General features: G+C 38.2%; 24 protein-coding genes. 20 read left to right on the forward strand and 4 right to left on the reverse strand.

Annotated elements, in window-relative coordinates:
* The first annotated feature begins 37 nt into the window (after positions 1-37).
* The 14 genes from P0077_RS06575 (at position 38) to P0077_RS06640 (ending at position 10,825) form a co-directional block, all read left to right on the forward strand.
* Positions 38-571 (forward strand): leucine-rich repeat domain-containing protein, encoded by a 534-nt coding sequence (locus P0077_RS06575; RefSeq protein ID WP_276168335.1) that lies wholly within the window; start codon positions 38-40, stop codon positions 569-571.
* Between the two features lie 164 nt (positions 572-735).
* Positions 736-1,686: an SDR family oxidoreductase gene (locus tag P0077_RS06580; protein WP_276168336.1), complete on the forward strand. Its 951-nt coding sequence runs from the start codon at positions 736-738 to the stop codon at positions 1,684-1,686.
* A 36-nt stretch (positions 1,687-1,722) separates the two neighbouring features.
* Positions 1,723-2,328, forward strand: coding sequence for an SRPBCC family protein (locus P0077_RS06585; protein ID WP_276168337.1), 606 nt, complete (start codon positions 1,723-1,725; stop codon positions 2,326-2,328).
* 39 nt (positions 2,329-2,367) lie between these two features.
* On the forward strand, positions 2,368-2,880 hold the full coding sequence (locus P0077_RS06590; RefSeq protein ID WP_276168338.1) for a hypothetical protein: 513 nt from the start codon (positions 2,368-2,370) through the stop codon (positions 2,878-2,880).
* 1 nt (position 2,881) lies between these two features.
* On the forward strand, positions 2,882-3,793 hold the full coding sequence (locus P0077_RS06595) for a helix-turn-helix domain-containing protein (RefSeq protein ID WP_276168339.1): 912 nt from the start codon (positions 2,882-2,884) through the stop codon (positions 3,791-3,793).
* Positions 3,794-3,893: 100 nt separating this feature from the next.
* Positions 3,894-4,457, forward strand: coding sequence for a TetR/AcrR family transcriptional regulator (locus P0077_RS06600; protein ID WP_276168340.1), 564 nt, complete (start codon positions 3,894-3,896; stop codon positions 4,455-4,457).
* A gap of 141 nt (positions 4,458-4,598) precedes the next feature.
* The gene (locus tag P0077_RS06605) at positions 4,599-5,006 is read left to right on the forward strand and encodes a nuclear transport factor 2 family protein (protein ID WP_276168341.1); all 408 of its coding nucleotides are present in this window, start codon (positions 4,599-4,601) and stop codon (positions 5,004-5,006) included.
* Between the two features lie 4 nt (positions 5,007-5,010).
* A complete protein-coding gene (locus P0077_RS06610; RefSeq protein WP_276168342.1) occupies positions 5,011-5,985 on the forward strand; it encodes an alpha/beta fold hydrolase in 975 nt (324 codons plus the stop codon).
* A gap of 107 nt (positions 5,986-6,092) precedes the next feature.
* A complete protein-coding gene (locus tag P0077_RS06615; protein ID WP_276168343.1) occupies positions 6,093-6,740 on the forward strand; it encodes a hypothetical protein in 648 nt (215 codons plus the stop codon).
* A gap of 170 nt (positions 6,741-6,910) precedes the next feature.
* Entirely contained in the window at positions 6,911-7,333 is a 423-nt protein-coding gene (locus P0077_RS06620; protein ID WP_276168344.1) for a VOC family protein, read from the forward strand.
* A gap of 57 nt (positions 7,334-7,390) precedes the next feature.
* Positions 7,391-7,963: a Crp/Fnr family transcriptional regulator gene (locus tag P0077_RS06625; RefSeq protein WP_276168345.1), complete on the forward strand. Its 573-nt coding sequence runs from the start codon at positions 7,391-7,393 to the stop codon at positions 7,961-7,963.
* 138 nt (positions 7,964-8,101) lie between these two features.
* Positions 8,102-8,539 carry a GlcG/HbpS family heme-binding protein gene (locus P0077_RS06630; protein ID WP_276169174.1) on the forward strand — a complete coding sequence of 146 codons (438 nt, stop codon included), beginning with the start codon at positions 8,102-8,104 and terminating at the stop codon, positions 8,537-8,539.
* A gap of 28 nt (positions 8,540-8,567) precedes the next feature.
* Positions 8,568-10,094, forward strand: a complete 1,527-nt coding sequence (locus tag P0077_RS06635; RefSeq protein WP_276168346.1) for a Dabb family protein — start codon at positions 8,568-8,570, stop codon at positions 10,092-10,094.
* A gap of 14 nt (positions 10,095-10,108) precedes the next feature.
* Positions 10,109-10,825 (forward strand): 3-ketoacyl-ACP reductase, encoded by a 717-nt coding sequence (locus P0077_RS06640; RefSeq protein ID WP_276168347.1) that lies wholly within the window; start codon positions 10,109-10,111, stop codon positions 10,823-10,825.
* Between the two features lie 173 nt (positions 10,826-10,998).
* On the opposite strand, the gene hxlA is transcribed toward P0077_RS06640, so the two are convergent.
* Together hxlA and hxlB are read right to left on the reverse strand one after the other, a co-directional pair.
* Positions 10,999-11,628: a 3-hexulose-6-phosphate synthase gene (hxlA, locus tag P0077_RS06645; RefSeq protein WP_276168348.1), complete on the reverse strand. Its 630-nt coding sequence runs from the start codon at positions 11,626-11,628 to the stop codon at positions 10,999-11,001.
* Between the two features lie 54 nt (positions 11,629-11,682).
* The gene (gene hxlB, locus P0077_RS06650) at positions 11,683-12,267 is read right to left on the reverse strand and encodes a 6-phospho-3-hexuloisomerase (RefSeq protein WP_276168349.1); all 585 of its coding nucleotides are present in this window, start codon (positions 12,265-12,267) and stop codon (positions 11,683-11,685) included.
* Positions 12,268-12,481: 214 nt separating this feature from the next.
* On the opposite strand from hxlB, the gene P0077_RS06655 reads away from it, so the two are divergent.
* Positions 12,482-13,339, forward strand: coding sequence for a helix-turn-helix domain-containing protein (locus P0077_RS06655; protein WP_276168350.1), 858 nt, complete (start codon positions 12,482-12,484; stop codon positions 13,337-13,339).
* A gap of 44 nt (positions 13,340-13,383) precedes the next feature.
* The gene (locus tag P0077_RS06660; protein WP_276168351.1) at positions 13,384-14,001 is read left to right on the forward strand and encodes a chloramphenicol acetyltransferase; all 618 of its coding nucleotides are present in this window, start codon (positions 13,384-13,386) and stop codon (positions 13,999-14,001) included.
* 52 nt (positions 14,002-14,053) lie between these two features.
* On the opposite strand, the gene P0077_RS06665 is transcribed toward P0077_RS06660, so the two are convergent.
* The gene (locus P0077_RS06665) at positions 14,054-14,593 is read right to left on the reverse strand and encodes an alpha-ketoglutarate decarboxylase (RefSeq protein ID WP_276168352.1); all 540 of its coding nucleotides are present in this window, start codon (positions 14,591-14,593) and stop codon (positions 14,054-14,056) included.
* Between the two features lie 198 nt (positions 14,594-14,791).
* Here P0077_RS06665 and P0077_RS06670 point away from each other — a divergent pair, with 198 nt between their 5' ends.
* From P0077_RS06670 to P0077_RS06685, 4 genes are all read left to right on the forward strand, one after another.
* Positions 14,792-15,004 carry a hypervirulence associated TUDOR domain-containing protein gene (locus P0077_RS06670; RefSeq protein ID WP_276168353.1) on the forward strand — a complete coding sequence of 71 codons (213 nt, stop codon included), beginning with the start codon at positions 14,792-14,794 and terminating at the stop codon, positions 15,002-15,004.
* An 83-nt stretch (positions 15,005-15,087) separates the two neighbouring features.
* Positions 15,088-15,663: a pentapeptide repeat-containing protein gene (locus tag P0077_RS06675; protein WP_276168354.1), complete on the forward strand. Its 576-nt coding sequence runs from the start codon at positions 15,088-15,090 to the stop codon at positions 15,661-15,663.
* A gap of 62 nt (positions 15,664-15,725) precedes the next feature.
* On the forward strand, positions 15,726-16,214 hold the full coding sequence (locus tag P0077_RS06680) for a DUF6265 family protein (RefSeq protein WP_276168355.1): 489 nt from the start codon (positions 15,726-15,728) through the stop codon (positions 16,212-16,214).
* 4 nt (positions 16,215-16,218) lie between these two features.
* Entirely contained in the window at positions 16,219-16,569 is a 351-nt protein-coding gene (locus P0077_RS06685) for a hypothetical protein (RefSeq protein ID WP_276168356.1), read from the forward strand.
* Positions 16,570-16,657: 88 nt separating this feature from the next.
* Here the strand turns inward: P0077_RS06685 and P0077_RS06690 are convergent, their stop codons facing one another.
* Positions 16,658-17,125 carry a CBS domain-containing protein gene (locus P0077_RS06690; protein ID WP_276168357.1) on the reverse strand — a complete coding sequence of 156 codons (468 nt, stop codon included), beginning with the start codon at positions 17,123-17,125 and terminating at the stop codon, positions 16,658-16,660.
* Positions 17,126-17,279 lie beyond the last annotated feature (154 nt).

Here is a 17,279-nt window from a genome sequence, read left to right on the forward strand (position 1 = left end):
CTCTGCGGGACAGCAACACCAATGCGTAAACCAAGCAATGAAGATTTTAACCTTACTAGCAATACCAATTTTCATTTTCTCTTGCCAGCCTAATCACCTTTTTAAGGATATAGAAAATCAAGAACAGGTCTTTATTGAGCTGTCTAAATATGGGTTAAAAGATATACCCAAAGAGGTTGGGCAATTAAAGAATGCAAAGAAATTAGAAATCTACGTTGATAGTTTAGAAGGTTGGACTATTTATCCGCCACTGAGCGCAATGGATCAATATATAGACGAACCACCGTTTAGAACCATACCACCAGAATTATTAGAACTTGAAGGTCTAGAACAACTAACCTTATATGACCTAGATATTAAAACCTTACCCGAAGATTTATACAGACTCCAAAATCTAGAATATCTAAATTTATCAATGAACAAACTGACCGTCTCAAAAGAACTGGCCAAACTGAAAAAGCTAAAAAAATTAAAATGTGTAGAGCTGTTCGGAAATAGAATAAATAAGCTCGAATTAGAAAAATGGAGAAAAGAAAACCCAAATCTTCAAATACGGTATGGTGATGAATAACCTTCTAAAGTTGAGCTAATTTCACTTTTCAACCATTTCACCATCCCACTAACAAACTAACACCCCCCAAAAAGTATACAAGATTCGAAAATGCGTGTAAGTCGCTACCGCAGCTTCCATTTTACCTTTGTCCTATTCTTTTAGACATTTAAAAAATAGGCATAATGAGTACAACACAATTTGGTAAGCAAGGGTGGACACCCAATAGAATACATAGTCTTACCGGCAAAACATACGTCATAACAGGTACTACCAGCGGCACAGGGTTTGAGGCTGCCAAAAGACTCTTGTCCAAAGGGGCAAAAGTGGTGATGTTGAACCGTAACCCAAAAAAATCCGAGGATACCCTAGCTACATTAAAGCAGGAACTTGGCAATACAATAGACGTAACCAATATTCAAATGGACTTGGCGTCTCTGGATTCCGTAAGTAGAGCCGCAGAAAAAGTGCTTGAAACGGTTCCTCAAATAGATGCCTTAATCTGTAACGCCGCCATTGCACAAGTACCCAAACAAACCTTTACCGAAGATGGTTTTGAATGTCAGCTGGGCGTAAACCATTACGGTAATTTTTTACTTCAAGCATTGTTGTTCCCAAGAATAGAGGAATCCAAAGGCCGCATTGTAGTGGTAGGTAGTATGGGCTATAATCTGGGAATTAAGACCATACAGTTTGATGATATGAACTGGGATAAAAATTACAGTCCCAATGGCGTATACAGCCAAAGTAAATTGGCGCAGATTATGTCCGTCTTTGAATTACAAGACCGACTTAAAGCAGCAGGCAAGTCCGGTGTAAAGGCATATGCCTGCCATCCGGGCGCATCTTCAACATCGCTCATTAAAACCAGCGGCAGCCTGTTAACGCGTTTTATTTGGCAAATAATGAAGTTGACACCCATGGTACAATCCGCAGAAAAGGGGGCATATCCAGAATTAATGTGTGCTACAGAACCAGATTTGGATCAAGAGGCTTTTTACGGTCCAACTGGCAAAAATTATTGGACAGGTCCGGTTGGCGAATGTAAACTAGAGCCACATGCCAAAGACAAACCGGTAATGGAAAAGCTTTGGGAAGTTTCTGAAGATGCCGTAGGTGTAAAATGGAATGTATAGCTGGGTAGATGATTTAATAATGGTAAAATGAGTAAAATGAAGAGGATAAAAAACATAGGCATAATTGTACTATTGTTAACGTCCATGAATGTTTTTGCACAAAGCCGAAACTGGACCACGGAAACCACTAAAGACGGAAAATCTACGGTAAAGTATGATTTGGTAAAGGAGGAAGAAGGAACGCACTTTTACTACATTGCGCAGACCACGGCCAAGATATCATTAGACGAATTGGACACCTATTTTTCCAACACGGCAAATCATAAAAATTTTCTGGAGCGAACACCCATCACCAAGGAAATAGAAAAAACTTCGGATAATGAATGGCTGGGCTACTATTATTTTGATGCACCTTGGCCTATGGCGAATAGCGATATTGTCATAAAGTTCAATCGCGTTAAGGAGGATAATAAGCTTGTTTTTTCTGCGAATGCAGTATCAAACACCTATAAACCAGAGGATGTTAAAAGAATGTCTAGCTATAAAGTAATCTACGAGTTTGAAAAAGTAGATGCCACAACAACAAAAATAACCTATAACGCAGATTACGTTCCCGTGGGCTCTATTCCAAATTTCTTAATAAAAACTTGGTTTCCAGAAGGCCCCGCAAACATAGTTAGAAATATAGGTTCAATGGAATAAGTGTAATTTAGTAGAATAGACTATCTAAAACATAAAGATATGGATATATTAAAAGCAGCAACAGACTGGGCAAAGGCCGAACTTTTTTCAACCCCGTTTTTCATGCTCTTTGGAGTGGTATTTTTGGTGGCAAGCTTAGGATTTTGGCAATTGGGAAAGACGGATATGGCAAGAGCCTACATCATTCCCACCCTGGTGGCCGGTACCTTACTTTTAATTATTGGCCTTGGTTTATTTTTTACCAACAAATCTAGAATTACACAATTTGAAACAGCGTACCATACAGATGCCACTGCTTTTATCGCTTCGGAGTTAGAGCGTGCCGAAGCCACTTTAAAAGAGTACAATACCATTGTTTTTACGGCTATTCCCATTATAATCGTTGTCTGTGCTTTGGTGTTGGTATTTGTTCCTACTCCCGGTTGGAGAGCTAGCATGATCACAACTATAGCCATGTTGGTGGTTATTTTATTGGTGGATGGAACTGCCCATGCCAGAATAGATGGGTACAACAAACAGTTATTAGCAGCAGAAAAAGAATTGAAGAAGTAATATGCAGCATTTTAAAACCTTATCGGCGTACATAGATTATTTAGAACTACCAGGTCCGGAGCACCCTATGCTGAGTGTGTTTTCCGCTACGGGCGATGGTTTTTTGCCGTGCCCAAAAGAAAGCTCCCCGCCCATTACCAATGATTGCTATACCATTAGTTTTAAAAAGATTGTAGATGGCGATCTTAACTATGGCCGTACCAAATACGATTTTAATAACGGAGCCTTATTTTTTCTAGCGCCCAGACAGGTACTGCAATGGAACAAAGCCGTGGTTTTTGAGCAAAAGGGCTTTTCAATCAACTTTCACGAAGACTTTTTAAAAGGAACGGAACTGGCACACCAGATCAAGAAATATGGTTTCTTTTCGTATTCGGTGAACGAAGCGTTGCACCTTTCGCCAAAAGAGGAAAAGCAGATGGAATCCATTGTGGAGAATATTCAAATAGAATATCAAAACAATCAGGATGAGTTTAGCAAGGACATTATCATTTCACAACTGAGCACTCTTTTAAAATATGCCAACCGTTTTTATGAACGGCAGTTTTTGAACAGAAAAGAGCTTTCCACCACCTTATTGGAGCAATTTAACCACCAAGTATCGGAATATTTTGAATCGGGTCAACTTCAAGAAAAAGGCATTCCCAGCATAGAACAGATAGCCAATAAAATGTCCGTTTCGCAACGCTACCTTAGTGACACCCTCAAAAAAGAAACCGGTAAGACCACTACCGAACATTTGCAATTGCTGTTAATTGACGAGGCCAAGAATATGTTGTTACAACCCAGTAAAAGTATTGCGGAAGTGGCTTATGAGCTAGGTTTTGAATATCCTCCTTATTTTTCACGATTGTTCAAAAAGAAAGAAGGCATTAGCCCAACTGCCTATAGAGAAAAGTATAGCATGAATTAAGATGTTCTCACCAACCGTTGGCTCTCGCATACAAAAAGATAAAATTATCACAATTTTACCAAACGTTCGGTAATTACAAAATTTTGTATATATTTGCACCATGAGACCACAAAAGGTATTGGACATAGAGATATTGACCGGTTTGGCAAAGGTGTTTCGCTCCAAAGGATACGAAGGAGCCTCCTTAGCGGATTTATCCGAAGCTACGGGCTTAAAAAAAGCAAGTCTATACCACAGGTTTCCCAACGGAAAACAAGAAATGGCCGATGCCGTTTTCAATCATATAGGAAACTGGGTCGAAGAGAATGTCTTTCAGAAACTGTTAAATGAAGATATTGCTCCTGAACAACGCATCATAACCGCTCTACAAGAAATTAGAATCTTGTACGACGGAGGTAATAAAGTTTGCATTTTTAGAGCTTTATCTATGCAAGCCGGTTTGGAACTATTTGAAGAACAAGTAAAAAACGGAATGCAGAAATGGATAGCTGCTTTTAAGAATGTTGGCATTGCCCTACAGTTATCCCCTACCGAAGCAGAGCAAAGGGCGCTGCAGGTATTGATTGCTATTCAGGGAAGTCTGATTGTTACCAAAGGTTTAGGCGATATTTCCGTTTTTGAAAACACCCTGGTACGTATAGAAAATCAATATATAAACCCTTAAAAAATTTACTCGATAATCGAGATTAAATACTACGAGGCTTGCCTCGAAATTAAGGTGTATTCCTTTTAATGCCTCGCGGGCTTGCCCCGAAGTAGTTTACTAATAAATTTTACCGAATGTTCGGTAATAAACGTAGAAGTTATGAAAAAACATCCGCTACCGCCTTTCAATGAAGAAACGGCACAACAGAAAGTACAAATGGCCGAAGATGCCTGGAACAGTAAAGACCCCCTAACCGTATCTATGGCATATACGGAGGATACCGAATGGAGAAACAGGACCAGCTTTATTAACGGGCGTACAGAAGTACAAGAATTTTTGAAAGATAAATGGACCCATGAACTCAACTACAAGCTAAAAAAAGAGCTCTGGGGATTTAGAAACAATAGAATTGCCGTACGGTTTGAATATGAATACCAGAATAAAAAGGGGCAATGGTTCAGGGCCTACGGTAATGAAAATTGGCAGTTTGACGAAAACGGACTTATGCAAAAACGGTACGCCAGCATCAACGATTTAGAAATTAAGAAATCCGATAGAAAGCTTTGAAACTATGAAAAAACTAAATGTATTATACCTATTTGCCTTGGCAACAACAACTTCCTTTCAAGCGCAACAAAACACCATAGAACATAAAGAATCCACAATTAAAAAAGACAATACAATGAACGCAGTACAATACAAGAAACTAGACGTTAATGGTATAAAAATTGCCTACAGAGAAGCGGGAACGGACACTAACCCTACCCTAGTGCTCCTACACGGTTTTCCGTCTTCATCGCACCAGTACAGAAAAGTATTGAATCAGCTCTCCAACGATTATCATTTAATAGCTCCGGACTATCCCGGTTTTGGAAACAGCGATTTTCCATCGGCGGAGAACTATGTATACACTTTTGACAATATTGCCACAACCATAGATGCATTCCTAGAAAAGAAAGGTATTGCAAGCTATGCCCTAATGATACAAGACTACGGCGCACCAGTTGGTTTTAGAATTGCCACCGCACACCCGGAAAGGGTTACCGCAATAATAAACCAAAATGGAAATGCATACGAAGAGGGATTAGGGGATGCCTGGGAAAGCACAAGAAACCTTTGGGCCAATAGAAATGAAAAGACTGAAAATGCCATGTTGCATGCCTTTTCCCTTGAAGGTTTGGAATGGCAATATACCCATGGCACCAGAAACCCTGAAAATGTAAATCCTGACACTTGGCATTTAGATTATTTGCGTTTATCTAGACCCAATGCTCATGCCGTTAATATAGACTTGTTCTATGATTATCAAAACAACTTAAAACTCTATCCAAAATGGCAACACTATTTAAGGGAAAATCAACCTCCATTATTAATTGTTTGGGGTAAGAACGATGCCTTTTTTCCTGAAAGTGGCGCGGAAGCCTTTAAAAAAGATGTAAAGAACATAGATTACAATATTTATGACACGGGCCATTTTGCATTAGAAGAAGACGGAGACAAAATCATAGGAAAAATTAGAGACTTTCTCTCCAAAATTGATCTATAACAGGTAAAAAAGATACAGAAAACCAAAATAAAGAATCGTCTAGACCGTTGATTATAAGTGATTACCGAACGGATGCTTTAACCAGCCATCAACTTATTATCAAAACCATGAGAAACCTAGTTCCGATCGCCTTGCTAATTTTAACCATTGCGGGTTGCGGTGAAACGACGCAAAAAAAGAGCGAAATTGACAAAGCCTCAATTCCCGAAGCAAAAGAAGTAGCTGCTTTTGAAATTGATTTTCCTTTGGATAGTTTGTTATCCTTTGATTCCGAGGAAGCGCTAAAAGCAGTTTTTGGTAAACATGTAAAAAGGTCCGTTGGCTACTATCCCGAAGGGATGGGCGAGTATGCCAATACGTTGATATTTCCGGATTCAAAAAACGAGGTGGAGTTTGTGTGGCAAGATGATACGGTGAACTTTAAAAAACTGGTTTCTATTAAATTATATGGTAAAAATACAGATTGGAAAACCAGCGAAGGTATTACCATTGGCACGAAGCTTAAGGCGCTTGAAGCTCATAACAAAAAGGCCTTTACCTTCTATGGCTTAGATTGGGATTATGGCGGAAGCATTGATTGGAACGGTGGACATCTTGATGACCGTAAAATTTATGGTAGCTTGGCCTACCTCAACAATGATGTGCCCGTTGAGTTGGACGGTTTAATAGGTGACCATGAGATTGAAAGCTCCTCAGCACTTGCACAAAAATCAGAATTGATACTCAGTGAAATAGTAATGAGACCTAACGAATAGCGCATTCACCTGCAACCATAAAATCCTTTCTAAAAATTATAAGAATGATATAAAAAAAGCTCCTTAACGGGGCTTTTTCCCGTTTTCGCCCCTACCCAAAAGGTTTGCCTATATTTATCAAACAAAAGTTCCCAGTTTTATTCTAGACCGGACAATTCAGATTGAAGGCAATGACAACAGTAAACACCTATTTGTATTTTAACGGGGATTGCGAACAAGCATTCAACTTTTACAAATCTGTTTTTAAAAAGGAATTTCAATTTATAGGGCGCTATAAAGACGTTCCCGAAGCAGCTAGACAGAATTTCTCAAACTGTAAAGATGACCATATTATGCACGTTAGGCTACCCATTAGCAACGAAACAACCCTAATGGGGGCGGATATAATAGACACTACAAATACGGACAATAATTCGGCAAAATACTTCTCGCTCTATGTGAGTACGGAGAGCAAAGAAGAAGCGGACAGACTGTTCCGGTCACTCTCTGAACATGGCAAAATAAAACTACCAATGGCCGAGCAATTTTGGGGTTCCTATTATGGCATTTGCTTAGATCAATTTGGCGTAAACTGGAAAATCAGTTTTAGTTAATTTAGGGGCATGGTTTAAATACCAAGGAGGTGTATATTTAAAAGAACAAACGCATTTATGACAAATACCTTTCTACTGGAAAATATAGATGAAAAAGGTCTGCTTTCCGCCGCGGAGCAGGAGGAATTCTGTGGTTACTTTCACCAAAAATCCATAGAAAAAAAGGCTTTTCTATTAGAGCAAGGAAAGGTCTGCAAATTTGAAGGATTTGTATTGGAAGGCTGTTTTAGGGTCTTTACAATAAACAAAAAAGGAAACGAAAACACATTGTACTTTGCCGCTAAAAATTGGTGGTTGATGGACATAGACAGTTTTATGAACCATAACCCATCTGACTTGAACATGCAGGCATTGGAAGACAGTAAGGTGCTTCTTATTTCCCAAACGGATAAATCAAAGCTTTACCGTTCCGTTCCGCTGGCAGAGAAACTGTTCCGTATCATGTTTCAAAAATCTATTGTGGCATGGCAACGCAGGCTGGTCAGAAACCATAGTTTAACGGCAAAAGAGCGGTATGTCCACTTTATGGACCATTACCCGGAAATCGCCGCTAAACTAACGGATAGGCAAACCTCTAGCTACCTAGGTATCACGCACGAGTTTTTAAGTAAGATCAAAAAGCAGTTCTAAATGCAATAAAATTTGTGGCAAGTTGAACTTGTTCAACTCTTTTCTCAGCGTAGTTTATAATTTTTGCATCATAAAATGAAAACGAAAATGATGCCTTTACTCTCGCAAATAAGAACTTTGGTTGCCGTATTCACCCTCATGGGGCTGTCTATGGCACATGCACAAATTACCAATGACATAACCCATGACGAGGCTTTTAAAGTCCTTCTGGCCGCTAAGAAAAATGCCGAAGCTTCAGAGGTGTTGGCAAATATCGCTGTCGTTGATGCAGGTGCCAACCTAAAAGCTTTTATCCGTATGGACGAATCCTTTTTAGGAAGTATTGATGTAGCCATCAAGAAAGCCAAAACGGCAAGGTATTTTAATATCGATACCGGAGAGCTGGGAGAATTAACACAACCTGGCGGTATAATTTATAACATTGAACATTCTAATGATGGTTTAATAACTTTCCCTGGGGGAATTCCCATCAAAAATAAAGAAGGTAAAATTATAGGAGCCATTGGTGTAAGCGGGGGAACTATAGAACAAGACCGCGCCATTGCCATTGACGGAGCAACTGCTATTATAGAATAGTCATAAAAATTAAAAAGGTTAAAAAATCATGAATAGTATAAAAATATCCATTGCTTTCTTCGCATTGCTTCTATCACCCATCTGTTGGTCGCAGAATACGGATGACTTAATGCCGTATCTGCAGGACTTTAAAAGTGTTTCCGCCAATAATATCGTAACGGTTACCAGTTATGAAAAAGATGGAAATCATTATGCATATGCCGGTGGATTTGGAGGTATAGATATATTTAGTTTAGACAAAGCAGGTAAGTTAACGCCAATAGGTACGCAAGCGCTTTATAAAGAAGAAGGGCCAGCTAGGGGAATGGTGGCCGATAATATAAACGGAACGGATTTTCTATTCGTAGCGAACAAGCACGGCAATGCCATTGAAACTTTTAAGATCTTGGATGATGGATTGCTGGAACAGGTTTCCTTGACCATGGATACCGATGAAACCCATCTTGGTATTGCCATAACCCTTCAGGTGGTTCATATGAAACAAGGCTCTTATCTGTTTGTGGGCGGCTTGGAAGAAACTCCAGGTCTCAGCAGTTTTAAGATAGAGAATGATGGAAAACTTTCCCATGTACAATCCGTGAAAGATGATGAAGAAATTTATACCGATGGTATCATTGGCATGTTCATTCATAAAATAAAAGGAAAAACATTTTTATATACCGGAGGGTTTCAAGACAATGGTGTAAGTAGTTTTAGAGTGTATGACAATGGCACCTTTAAAAACATTAATAACATAGGTGATAATACTACGGATAGATATTTAACCGGGGCGTATCCCGTAACCGGAGTACAATTAGGAGATAATTATTATGTGGTGGTCGGTCACAGGCACCATAAATATTACGAGAGAAATGGATTCATTAAACGAACCGACTTTACCTATCACGGTGATGGTGTAAGTGTTTTTAAAATAAACCGAAAAGGAGCATTGGTACCACATTTTGTTTTAAAGGATGATGAAAGCACGAAATTGCAAGGACAGACAAGAATTGAAATTGTTTCGGTAAAAAACAATGAAGCTGTACTGGCAGTTGGCACAAGAGACGATGCCAGTATTCAACTTATTAAATTAGACATAAACGGAACGCTCACTCCATTAAATTATCTAGAAACCGGTTTTTCTATTTATTACGGATTACGATCTCATCAAATAGACGATACCAGCTTCTTGATAGCAGGTTCTAACAGGTTTGATCTAAAAAAAGTGGCCACTTACAAGGTTGCCCCAAAAATTGATAGAGGCAAAAAAGTATTAAGACATATCGTAAACCTAAAATATAAAGACGAGGCAACCGAGGCTCAAGTTGACGAAGCGGTTAAAGCTTTTGAAAATCTAAAAAATGAGATTCCTGAAATCAAACATTTAGAATGGGGTGTTAACGACAGTAAGGAAGGCGCAAGCAAAGGGTTGACCCATACGTTTACCCTTACCTTTAATGATGACCATGGCAGGGAAATTTATTTATTTCACGAAGCACATATTGCCTTGGTTAACAAAATTGGTCCGATAATAGGCGATGTTCTGGTAATGGACTACTGGACAACTATTGAATAACACAAAAGAATACCATGAAAGATCTTAAGAATAAAAAGGCCATTATAACCGGAGGTGGCAAAGGGTTGGGAAAAGCAACCGCCATAGCATTTGCTAAAGAGGGAATTGATATTGCCATTACCGGAAGAACAGAAAGTATTTTAAAAGAAACTGTTGCCGAATTAGAAGCCTTTGGTGTCAAAGCAATATATTCGGTATTTGATGTTGGTAACTATGAAGAGGTAAAAAGCAGTATAAAGAATATAATTTCAACTTTAGGCACTGTTGATATTTTAGTAAATAATGCCGGGGTAGCAGCCATTGGTTCGTTTAATGAAATGGAAGTTAGTGTTTGGACTCAAATTATACAGACCAATGTCTTGGGTATGTACCATGTAACCAAAGAAGTTTTACCTCATCTCATCGCTAAGAACGAAGGGGACATTGTGAATATTTCCTCTACCGCAGGGCTAAACGGAAATGCGAATGTATCTGCTTATTCGGCATCAAAATTTGCTGTTATTGGCATGTCCGAATCTTTGATGAAAGAAGTTCGTAAAAACAATATTAGGGTAAATACATTAACACCAAGTACCATAGAGTCTGAGATGACCATAGAGTTGGGCATGCTAACCAAAGGTTCAGAAAATGTATTACAACCTGAGGATTTTGCGGAATTAATTATTGCAGGCCTAAAATTACCAAGAAGAGCCATGCTAAAAAGTGCTGCGTTATGGTCAACAAACCCATAGTATAACCGACATAAGATAGTAGTCATAGATAAAAAATGAATTTGTTATTTATTTATCTACAACCTCAACAACTCTAGAAACAGTATAAAACAACAGATTCCCATAAAATATTTTATGGGAATCTGTCCTGTACAAATCATTAAAAGAGGCTCTAGCAAAACCTTTCCAATTGCTTACGCTATGGCCAATCCTCTTAATTCCTTAGCTGCTTCTGCAGGGTCTTCTGCTCCGTATATAGCTGCTCCCGCAACTGCTATTATTGCTCCTGAGTTTCTTACCGCATCTATACTACCTTGGTTTACTCCACCTGCAATAGATACAGGTACACCAGCTCTTGCTGCTTCGTCTATCAAAACTTGAACGGAGTATCCTTCTTCCGCTTGCTCATCCAGACCTGCATGTAGTTCAACAAACTCCGCACCTAATGCAATAGCTTCCTGAGCACGTTTAACTCTGTCCTTAACACCAATAGTATCTACAACAACACCTTTACCGTGCTCTTTTGCAGCTTTTACCGCTCCTGCTATGGTAGAATCCCCAGTTGCACCTAAAACGGTAATATAATCCGCTCCTGCACCAAAAGCCATATTTGCTTCCAACTCACCTGCATCTGCAGTTTTAAAATCGGCTAGAACCAATTTATCAGGAAAAGCATCTTTCATCTTTCTAATTCCTGCCAACCCTTCACTTTTAATAAGTGGGGTACCTAATTCAATAATATCAATATAAGGAGCCACTTTTGTTGCTAATGCAATTGCATCCTCTATAATCAATAAATCGATCGCTACTTGTAACTTTGCCATAATTTTATATTTAAAATGTTCTTAACTAATTAATCTCTATTTTCTATTCTTAATTTATTCCATGTTGGCATGACGCTTCCATAGCTCTGAAGCCGTACTACCATCTAATTCCCAAAGCGTTTGTATTAAAGCATCAAACATTAACAACAGTGATTGCTCAAAAAGACTCCCAGCGTATTGTTTGGAAACAGTCTCATCTCGCTCCTGTTTTTGTGCAGCAGGTATAACCACTGTATGCTCTGCCAATAAAGCCAATCTAGATTCCTTATTGGTGGTAAAGCATATGATACCTGCTCCTACCGTTTTTGCGGTTTCAGCTGCCCGTACAATTCCGCTTGTAGTTCCAGATCCGGATCCCACTATAAGGACATCGCCTTCTTTTATGGCCGGCGCAGTGATTTCTCCTACAACATGAACATTAAATCCCAAATGCATTAAGCGCATTCCTGCCGCTTTCATCATTAGTCCGGTGCGCCCCGCTCCCATTATAAAAATATGCTCTGCATTTTCTATGGTTGGAACTAAAGCCGCCAATTCATCATAATGAATGGCACCAACAAGCTTTATATGCTCATTTACTATGGTATTCATAGCACTTTCAACCAATTTTCTGTTCCTATTTTCAAGTATATTTTTCATAACTAAATGGGCTTAAATCTCTTACGGCATCAAAACCGAGTACAAAGGTATGCTGCCATGCTTGCTATACAGTTACACAATTTGATAGATGTATGGTACAATTTGCCCATATTAACTAAAGGTGTGGTGTTAATTGCTATTTTTGTGGTACATTTTGGAAACCGCAAGTTTTCAAGCGCATACCTATTCTTATATTTCGTTACCATATATAACTATGAAAACAGAAACTATGCTCAGTGATAAAGTTTTATACATTAGAGATTTGGGCAACTGTCCTCCTGCCTATTTGAACGATCCCGCAAGAAGGGATTTCTTTGAAATTGTATGGTTGTATAATGAAGATGCGCTCCACGAGCCACAACACGACTTTCAAACTTTAAGAGGAGATTGGATATATCTTATTCCTCCTTACAGGGTACATCAATTAAATAAGGCCGGTAAGAACGGGGTATTAATTTCTTTTAAGCAAGAGCTTTTGGAAGGCGACTTAAAAGAATTTTTATTGGATGTCTTTAGAATGTTCAATATTCAAGGTGAGTTTTCTTGTTTACAGGTTAATGAGGAAACATCAAAAGGGTTGGCTTCCGTGCTCCAACTTTTAGAGGAGGATTACAACAAGGAGAGCATAAACCTTATTATGATCAAAGCGCTTTTAAAAGTATTCCTATTAAAACTAATTCACCTAAAAGAGCAGCATTTTACTATGCACGATATTAATGAAAAGCGGGTGTATGAATTTATGCTTCTGCTCGAAAATAATTATAAAGATGAGCGAAACGCCGATTTTTACGCCAGTGAATTGGGGATTAGCGCAAAGCGACTTAATCAAATATTAAAGGAGAAGCTAGACAAAACCGGTGTACAACTTATTCACGACCGTCTTATACTGGAAGCGAAACGGCAGATCATACATAGCGAAAATACCATTAAGGAAATAGCCTACAACCTTGGTTTTAAGGACCACTCTTATTTCAGTCGTTTTTTTAAACTTCATGCAGAGCAAACACCACAAGAGTTTCAAAGCGATGTAAAAAGACATGTTATTTCGCATGAGAATACCCTTTACAACTAGAAATGTTTTCACAACCGAATACTACATCCCCTTCCAAAAAAGTTATGCGTAAAGAAATAGATATTGAGACGTGGTACAGAAAAGACCACTTTGAATTCTTTTCAAAATTTGACGAACCTTTTTACGGTATTACCGCTAAAGTAGACTGTACGGAAACCTATCATACGGCAAAAGAAAAAGGTCATTCTTTCTTTTTGTCCTACTTGCACAAAGCTTTGGTAGCGGTTAACAAAACCGTAGAGTTCAGATACCGAATTGTTGATGGAAAATTATATGAATACGAGACAGTTAATGCCTCACCTACTATTAATAGGGAAAATGGAACTTTTGGATTTTCTCATTTAACGTACCGTGAAAACTTTGAAGACTTCCTAGCTTTGGCCCTTCCTGCGATAGAAAAAGTACGGAATTCAAACCGACTCATGCCCGATGAATCCGGTGAAAATGTGATACACTGCTCCGCTATTCCGTGGATTGATTTTACTTCAATTTCACATGCCAGGCATTATGCTCGCCCAGATAGCTGTCCAAAAATCGCCTTTGGAAAAATGACCGCTGAAGGTGATCGGTTATTTATGCCCGTTTCAGTTCATGTGCACCATGCACTTGTAGATGGCTATCATGTAGGACAGTTTATGGAAAGGCTTAAAAAACTGATGTAAAGAAAAGGTCTAACCGTTACAGGAATGAAATTACAGCATAGGATTGCTTCGCTTAAAAAGCAATGTTCACAAAAGGAAGTATAGGACTTGTATAAACACTTTCATCCTTATCATATAAAACATTATACTTTGCCCCAATTGCAATGTTCTTGGTAATGTTTAAACCTGCTCCAATAAATAATGCTGAGTCCCAATAGTCGGTTTCAATATCCCCAGTAACCGCCTCCGTTGTTGTATTTACCTTAAGTTGCGCAAACTCTAACAATAGCATTAGTTTCTCAATTGGTTGATATTGACTTATTATATTACCGCCAAAAGTTGTAGTTTTCTGTAAATCTTTGATGGAGGTATAACTTCCTTGAAGTCCTAAACCAAGACTAACTTTATTACTAAGGCTATACATTAAATTTGGAGATAGAGCTATGTTTGTCCCGCCAACAAAACTTAGCCCAAAACCACAGCCAAATCTTAAGCGTTTGTTAACAACGGCCATACTATCCTGCACAGCAACTTCTGTAACCTGTGCTGATGTGTTTATTGAAAAAAATAATGCTCCGATTACCAGTGCAAGCTGAATACCAAGTAGTTTCATTTTAATCATTTAATATAGAATGAGTTTTACGACTTCCCCTCTTGGCGATAAATATAAAGTTTTTATAATAAATTTTAACATTTTATTTGCATTCATTGCCCGGTGCTTTTCAGGCGTACTCATTAGATTATAATTTTTTCTTTCTAGATGCATGAATCTGCTGTATTTTTTCTTTTTTGAAACCTTAATACTAAAAAGATGATTAGAAAAGGAACAGAAGTAAAATGGAAATGGGGCTCAGGCAGCGCTACAGGAACAGTAGAGAACACCTACAACAAGAAAATAACCCGGAAAATTGAAGGGAATGAAATTACACGCAAAGGTTCAAAAGATAACAAAGCCCTATTAATTAAGCAAGAGGATGGCAGTGAAGTATTGAAACTGGAGAGCGAAGTAGAGCGAGCGGATTAACAGGTTAGTGCAGATAGATAAAATTGGGGTTAAAATTTTTCATAAGAAATTGCTTTCAATCTCAAAATTCAGTTTATTCGTTTATGGACAAACCTTTTATCACGGACCAAACCTTCTCTTCCCAAGACTTTACAGGAAACAACCTGGCTAAAGGAGATTATGAGAACTGCATTTTTGAGGGATGTAATTTTTCTGATGGTTATTTGGACAACCAAAATTTTATGGAGTGTGAGTTTATAGATTGTAATCTCAGCAACGCAAATATTAGACATACTACATTTAAAGAAGTAACCTTCTCTCACTGCAAAATGATGGGTCTAAAATTTGAAGACTGTAATACCTTTTTAATCGACTTTAGTTTTCACAATTGTAATCTAGATTATTCCTCTTTTTATGGTTTGACCTTACTGAAACAACAGTTCGTTTCTTGCAAAATGGTTGAAACGGATTTCACGGAAGCTGTTCTTAAAAATGCCACTTTTGACGACTGTGATTTGCAAGGCGCTATTTTTAGCCGAACGAACCTAGAAAAAGCCGATTTACGAACCGCCCTTAACTTCACTATAGACCCGGAGCAAAATAAAGTTACAAAAGCACGATTTTCAAAAAACGGTGTCATCGGCCTACTAAAGAAATACAACCTTTCTATTGAAGCCTAAACGGTTTTATGCGTTTGCAAACGGATAAATCTGTATCTTACAGACCACTAACCGTATATAAAATGAAATACTTCCTTTATACCTTTTTTCTGGTCTCGCTACATATTAACGCTCAGAACACTACTACCCTACCCGAAGGCTCAAACTCTCCAAGCGCAACTCTAGCGGACATTTCTTGGATGCAAGGCAACTGGTCCGGTGAAGCTTTTGGAGGTAAAACCGAAGAGTTTTGGGGAGCCCCATCAGGTGGATCTATGCTTTTTTCCTTTAAACTAATATCAGATGGGAAAGTCTCTTTTTATGAACTTGGACACATTCGTGAGCTTGATGAAACCTTGGTATATGAACTCAAACATTTTCATGGGGATTTAAAAGGATGGGAAGAAAAAGATGAGGTACAACAGTTTAAATTGGTTAAAGTAGATGGTAACCGTGTCTATTTTGAAGGTTTTACTTTTGAAAAAGTGAGTGGCAACGAAATTAATATTTACGCTCAAATAGGTAACGAAGATGGTTCCTCCGAAGAGGTGACTTTCAACTTTAAAAAGTAATAGATTGAAGAAAAAGTGTTTAGATTGTGGTACTGAGATTATGGGTAGGGCAGATAAAAAATTCTGCTCTGATTACTGTCGTAACGCATATCATAATAATGCGAACAAGGACAGTAACAACCTTATCCGTAATACGAACAATCGCCTTAGAAAAAATTACAGAATTTTAGATAGCTACAAACTAAAAGAAGGAAAAACCACGACTACCAAAGCCAAACTACAGGACAAAGGTTTTGATTTTGATTTTATAACAAACCTCTACACTACCAAAAAAGGTACAGTGTACTTTTTTGTATATGACTTGGGTTACCTACCTCTAGACAATGATTTTTACATGATTGTGAAACGTGAATAATCAATAATAAGAGCATAAAAAAATGCTCCCCTTACTAGGAAAGCATTTTACGTTCATTTTAAGTAATGCGTTTAGGGCTAAAGTGACATTACCAACTATGGCCCGTCAATTTTAGAGCGGCAATAACAATGTCTTTTCGGCTTATTTGGCCCACTAGAATACCGTCTTTCATAACAGGCAACCTTCTTCTATTGTGTTTGTCAAAGATACCTGCAGCGTCAAAAATTGAGATATCATGGGGAATGGTCTCAACTTCTTTAGTCATAAATTTCTCTACACTTTTATCAAGTATAGGTTGGTTAAAATATCGACTTTCAGAAATCTGTTTCATACAATCGGCCTCAGAGATAATACCTACTAAAAAACCGTTGTCATCCATGACGGGGCCACCCGAAATACTGTATTTGGCAAACTGCTCCATGACCTCCAGAATAGACTGGTCCGGAGTAAAAGTCACCAGTTTTTTGGTCATATAGTCAGACACCAATATGGGCGCATTGTATTCTTTCTTAACATCTACTTTTGCCCTTGGGCCTTGAAAACTCTTTATTCCCATATAATTTAGTTTTTATTGCCTAGCGGCGGGTTAGGTTAATTACTAAAGATAGTAAATTTTTTAATGGAATATTCACTTATTCGACGAATTACTAGTCACATTCTTACTATTTTCATTAAAAATATGTCGATTGTTGTTTTACATCTACCCGTAA

Source organism: Zobellia alginiliquefaciens (genome assembly GCF_029323795.1).
Classification (GTDB): Bacteria; Bacteroidota; Bacteroidia; order Flavobacteriales; family Flavobacteriaceae; genus Zobellia; species Zobellia alginiliquefaciens.

Coding starts and splice junctions, on each gene's coding strand:
- P0077_RS06620 (WP_276168344.1), top strand. CDS start 6,911: ATGACAACAGTAAACACCTATTTGTATTTTAACGGGGATTGCGAACAA.
- P0077_RS06655 (WP_276168350.1), top strand. CDS start 12,482: ATGAAAACAGAAACTATGCTCAGTGATAAAGTTTTATACATTAGAGAT.
- P0077_RS06675 (WP_276168354.1), top strand. CDS start 15,088: ATGGACAAACCTTTTATCACGGACCAAACCTTCTCTTCCCAAGACTTT.
- P0077_RS06595 (WP_276168339.1), top strand. CDS start 2,882: ATGCAGCATTTTAAAACCTTATCGGCGTACATAGATTATTTAGAACTA.
- P0077_RS06585 (WP_276168337.1), top strand. CDS start 1,723: ATGAAGAGGATAAAAAACATAGGCATAATTGTACTATTGTTAACGTCC.
- P0077_RS06600 (WP_276168340.1), top strand. CDS start 3,894: ATGAGACCACAAAAGGTATTGGACATAGAGATATTGACCGGTTTGGCA.
- P0077_RS06680 (WP_276168355.1), top strand. CDS start 15,726: ATGAAATACTTCCTTTATACCTTTTTTCTGGTCTCGCTACATATTAAC.
- hxlA (WP_276168348.1), bottom strand. CDS start 11,628: ATGGCAAAGTTACAAGTAGCGATCGATTTATTGATTATAGAGGATGCA.
- P0077_RS06640 (WP_276168347.1), top strand. CDS start 10,109: ATGAAAGATCTTAAGAATAAAAAGGCCATTATAACCGGAGGTGGCAAA.
- P0077_RS06605 (WP_276168341.1), top strand. CDS start 4,599: ATGAAAAAACATCCGCTACCGCCTTTCAATGAAGAAACGGCACAACAG.
- P0077_RS06690 (WP_276168357.1), bottom strand. CDS start 17,125: ATGGGAATAAAGAGTTTTCAAGGCCCAAGGGCAAAAGTAGATGTTAAG.
- P0077_RS06615 (WP_276168343.1), top strand. CDS start 6,093: ATGAGAAACCTAGTTCCGATCGCCTTGCTAATTTTAACCATTGCGGGT.
- P0077_RS06630 (WP_276169174.1), top strand. CDS start 8,102: ATGGGGCTGTCTATGGCACATGCACAAATTACCAATGACATAACCCAT.
- P0077_RS06580 (WP_276168336.1), top strand. CDS start 736: ATGAGTACAACACAATTTGGTAAGCAAGGGTGGACACCCAATAGAATA.
- P0077_RS06625 (WP_276168345.1), top strand. CDS start 7,391: ATGACAAATACCTTTCTACTGGAAAATATAGATGAAAAAGGTCTGCTT.
- P0077_RS06665 (WP_276168352.1), bottom strand. CDS start 14,593: ATGAAACTACTTGGTATTCAGCTTGCACTGGTAATCGGAGCATTATTT.
- P0077_RS06590 (WP_276168338.1), top strand. CDS start 2,368: ATGGATATATTAAAAGCAGCAACAGACTGGGCAAAGGCCGAACTTTTT.
- P0077_RS06635 (WP_276168346.1), top strand. CDS start 8,568: ATGAATAGTATAAAAATATCCATTGCTTTCTTCGCATTGCTTCTATCA.
- P0077_RS06610 (WP_276168342.1), top strand. CDS start 5,011: ATGAAAAAACTAAATGTATTATACCTATTTGCCTTGGCAACAACAACT.
- P0077_RS06670 (WP_276168353.1), top strand. CDS start 14,792: ATGATTAGAAAAGGAACAGAAGTAAAATGGAAATGGGGCTCAGGCAGC.
- P0077_RS06575 (WP_276168335.1), top strand. CDS start 38: ATGAAGATTTTAACCTTACTAGCAATACCAATTTTCATTTTCTCTTGC.
- P0077_RS06660 (WP_276168351.1), top strand. CDS start 13,384: ATGCGTAAAGAAATAGATATTGAGACGTGGTACAGAAAAGACCACTTT.
- hxlB (WP_276168349.1), bottom strand. CDS start 12,267: ATGAAAAATATACTTGAAAATAGGAACAGAAAATTGGTTGAAAGTGCT.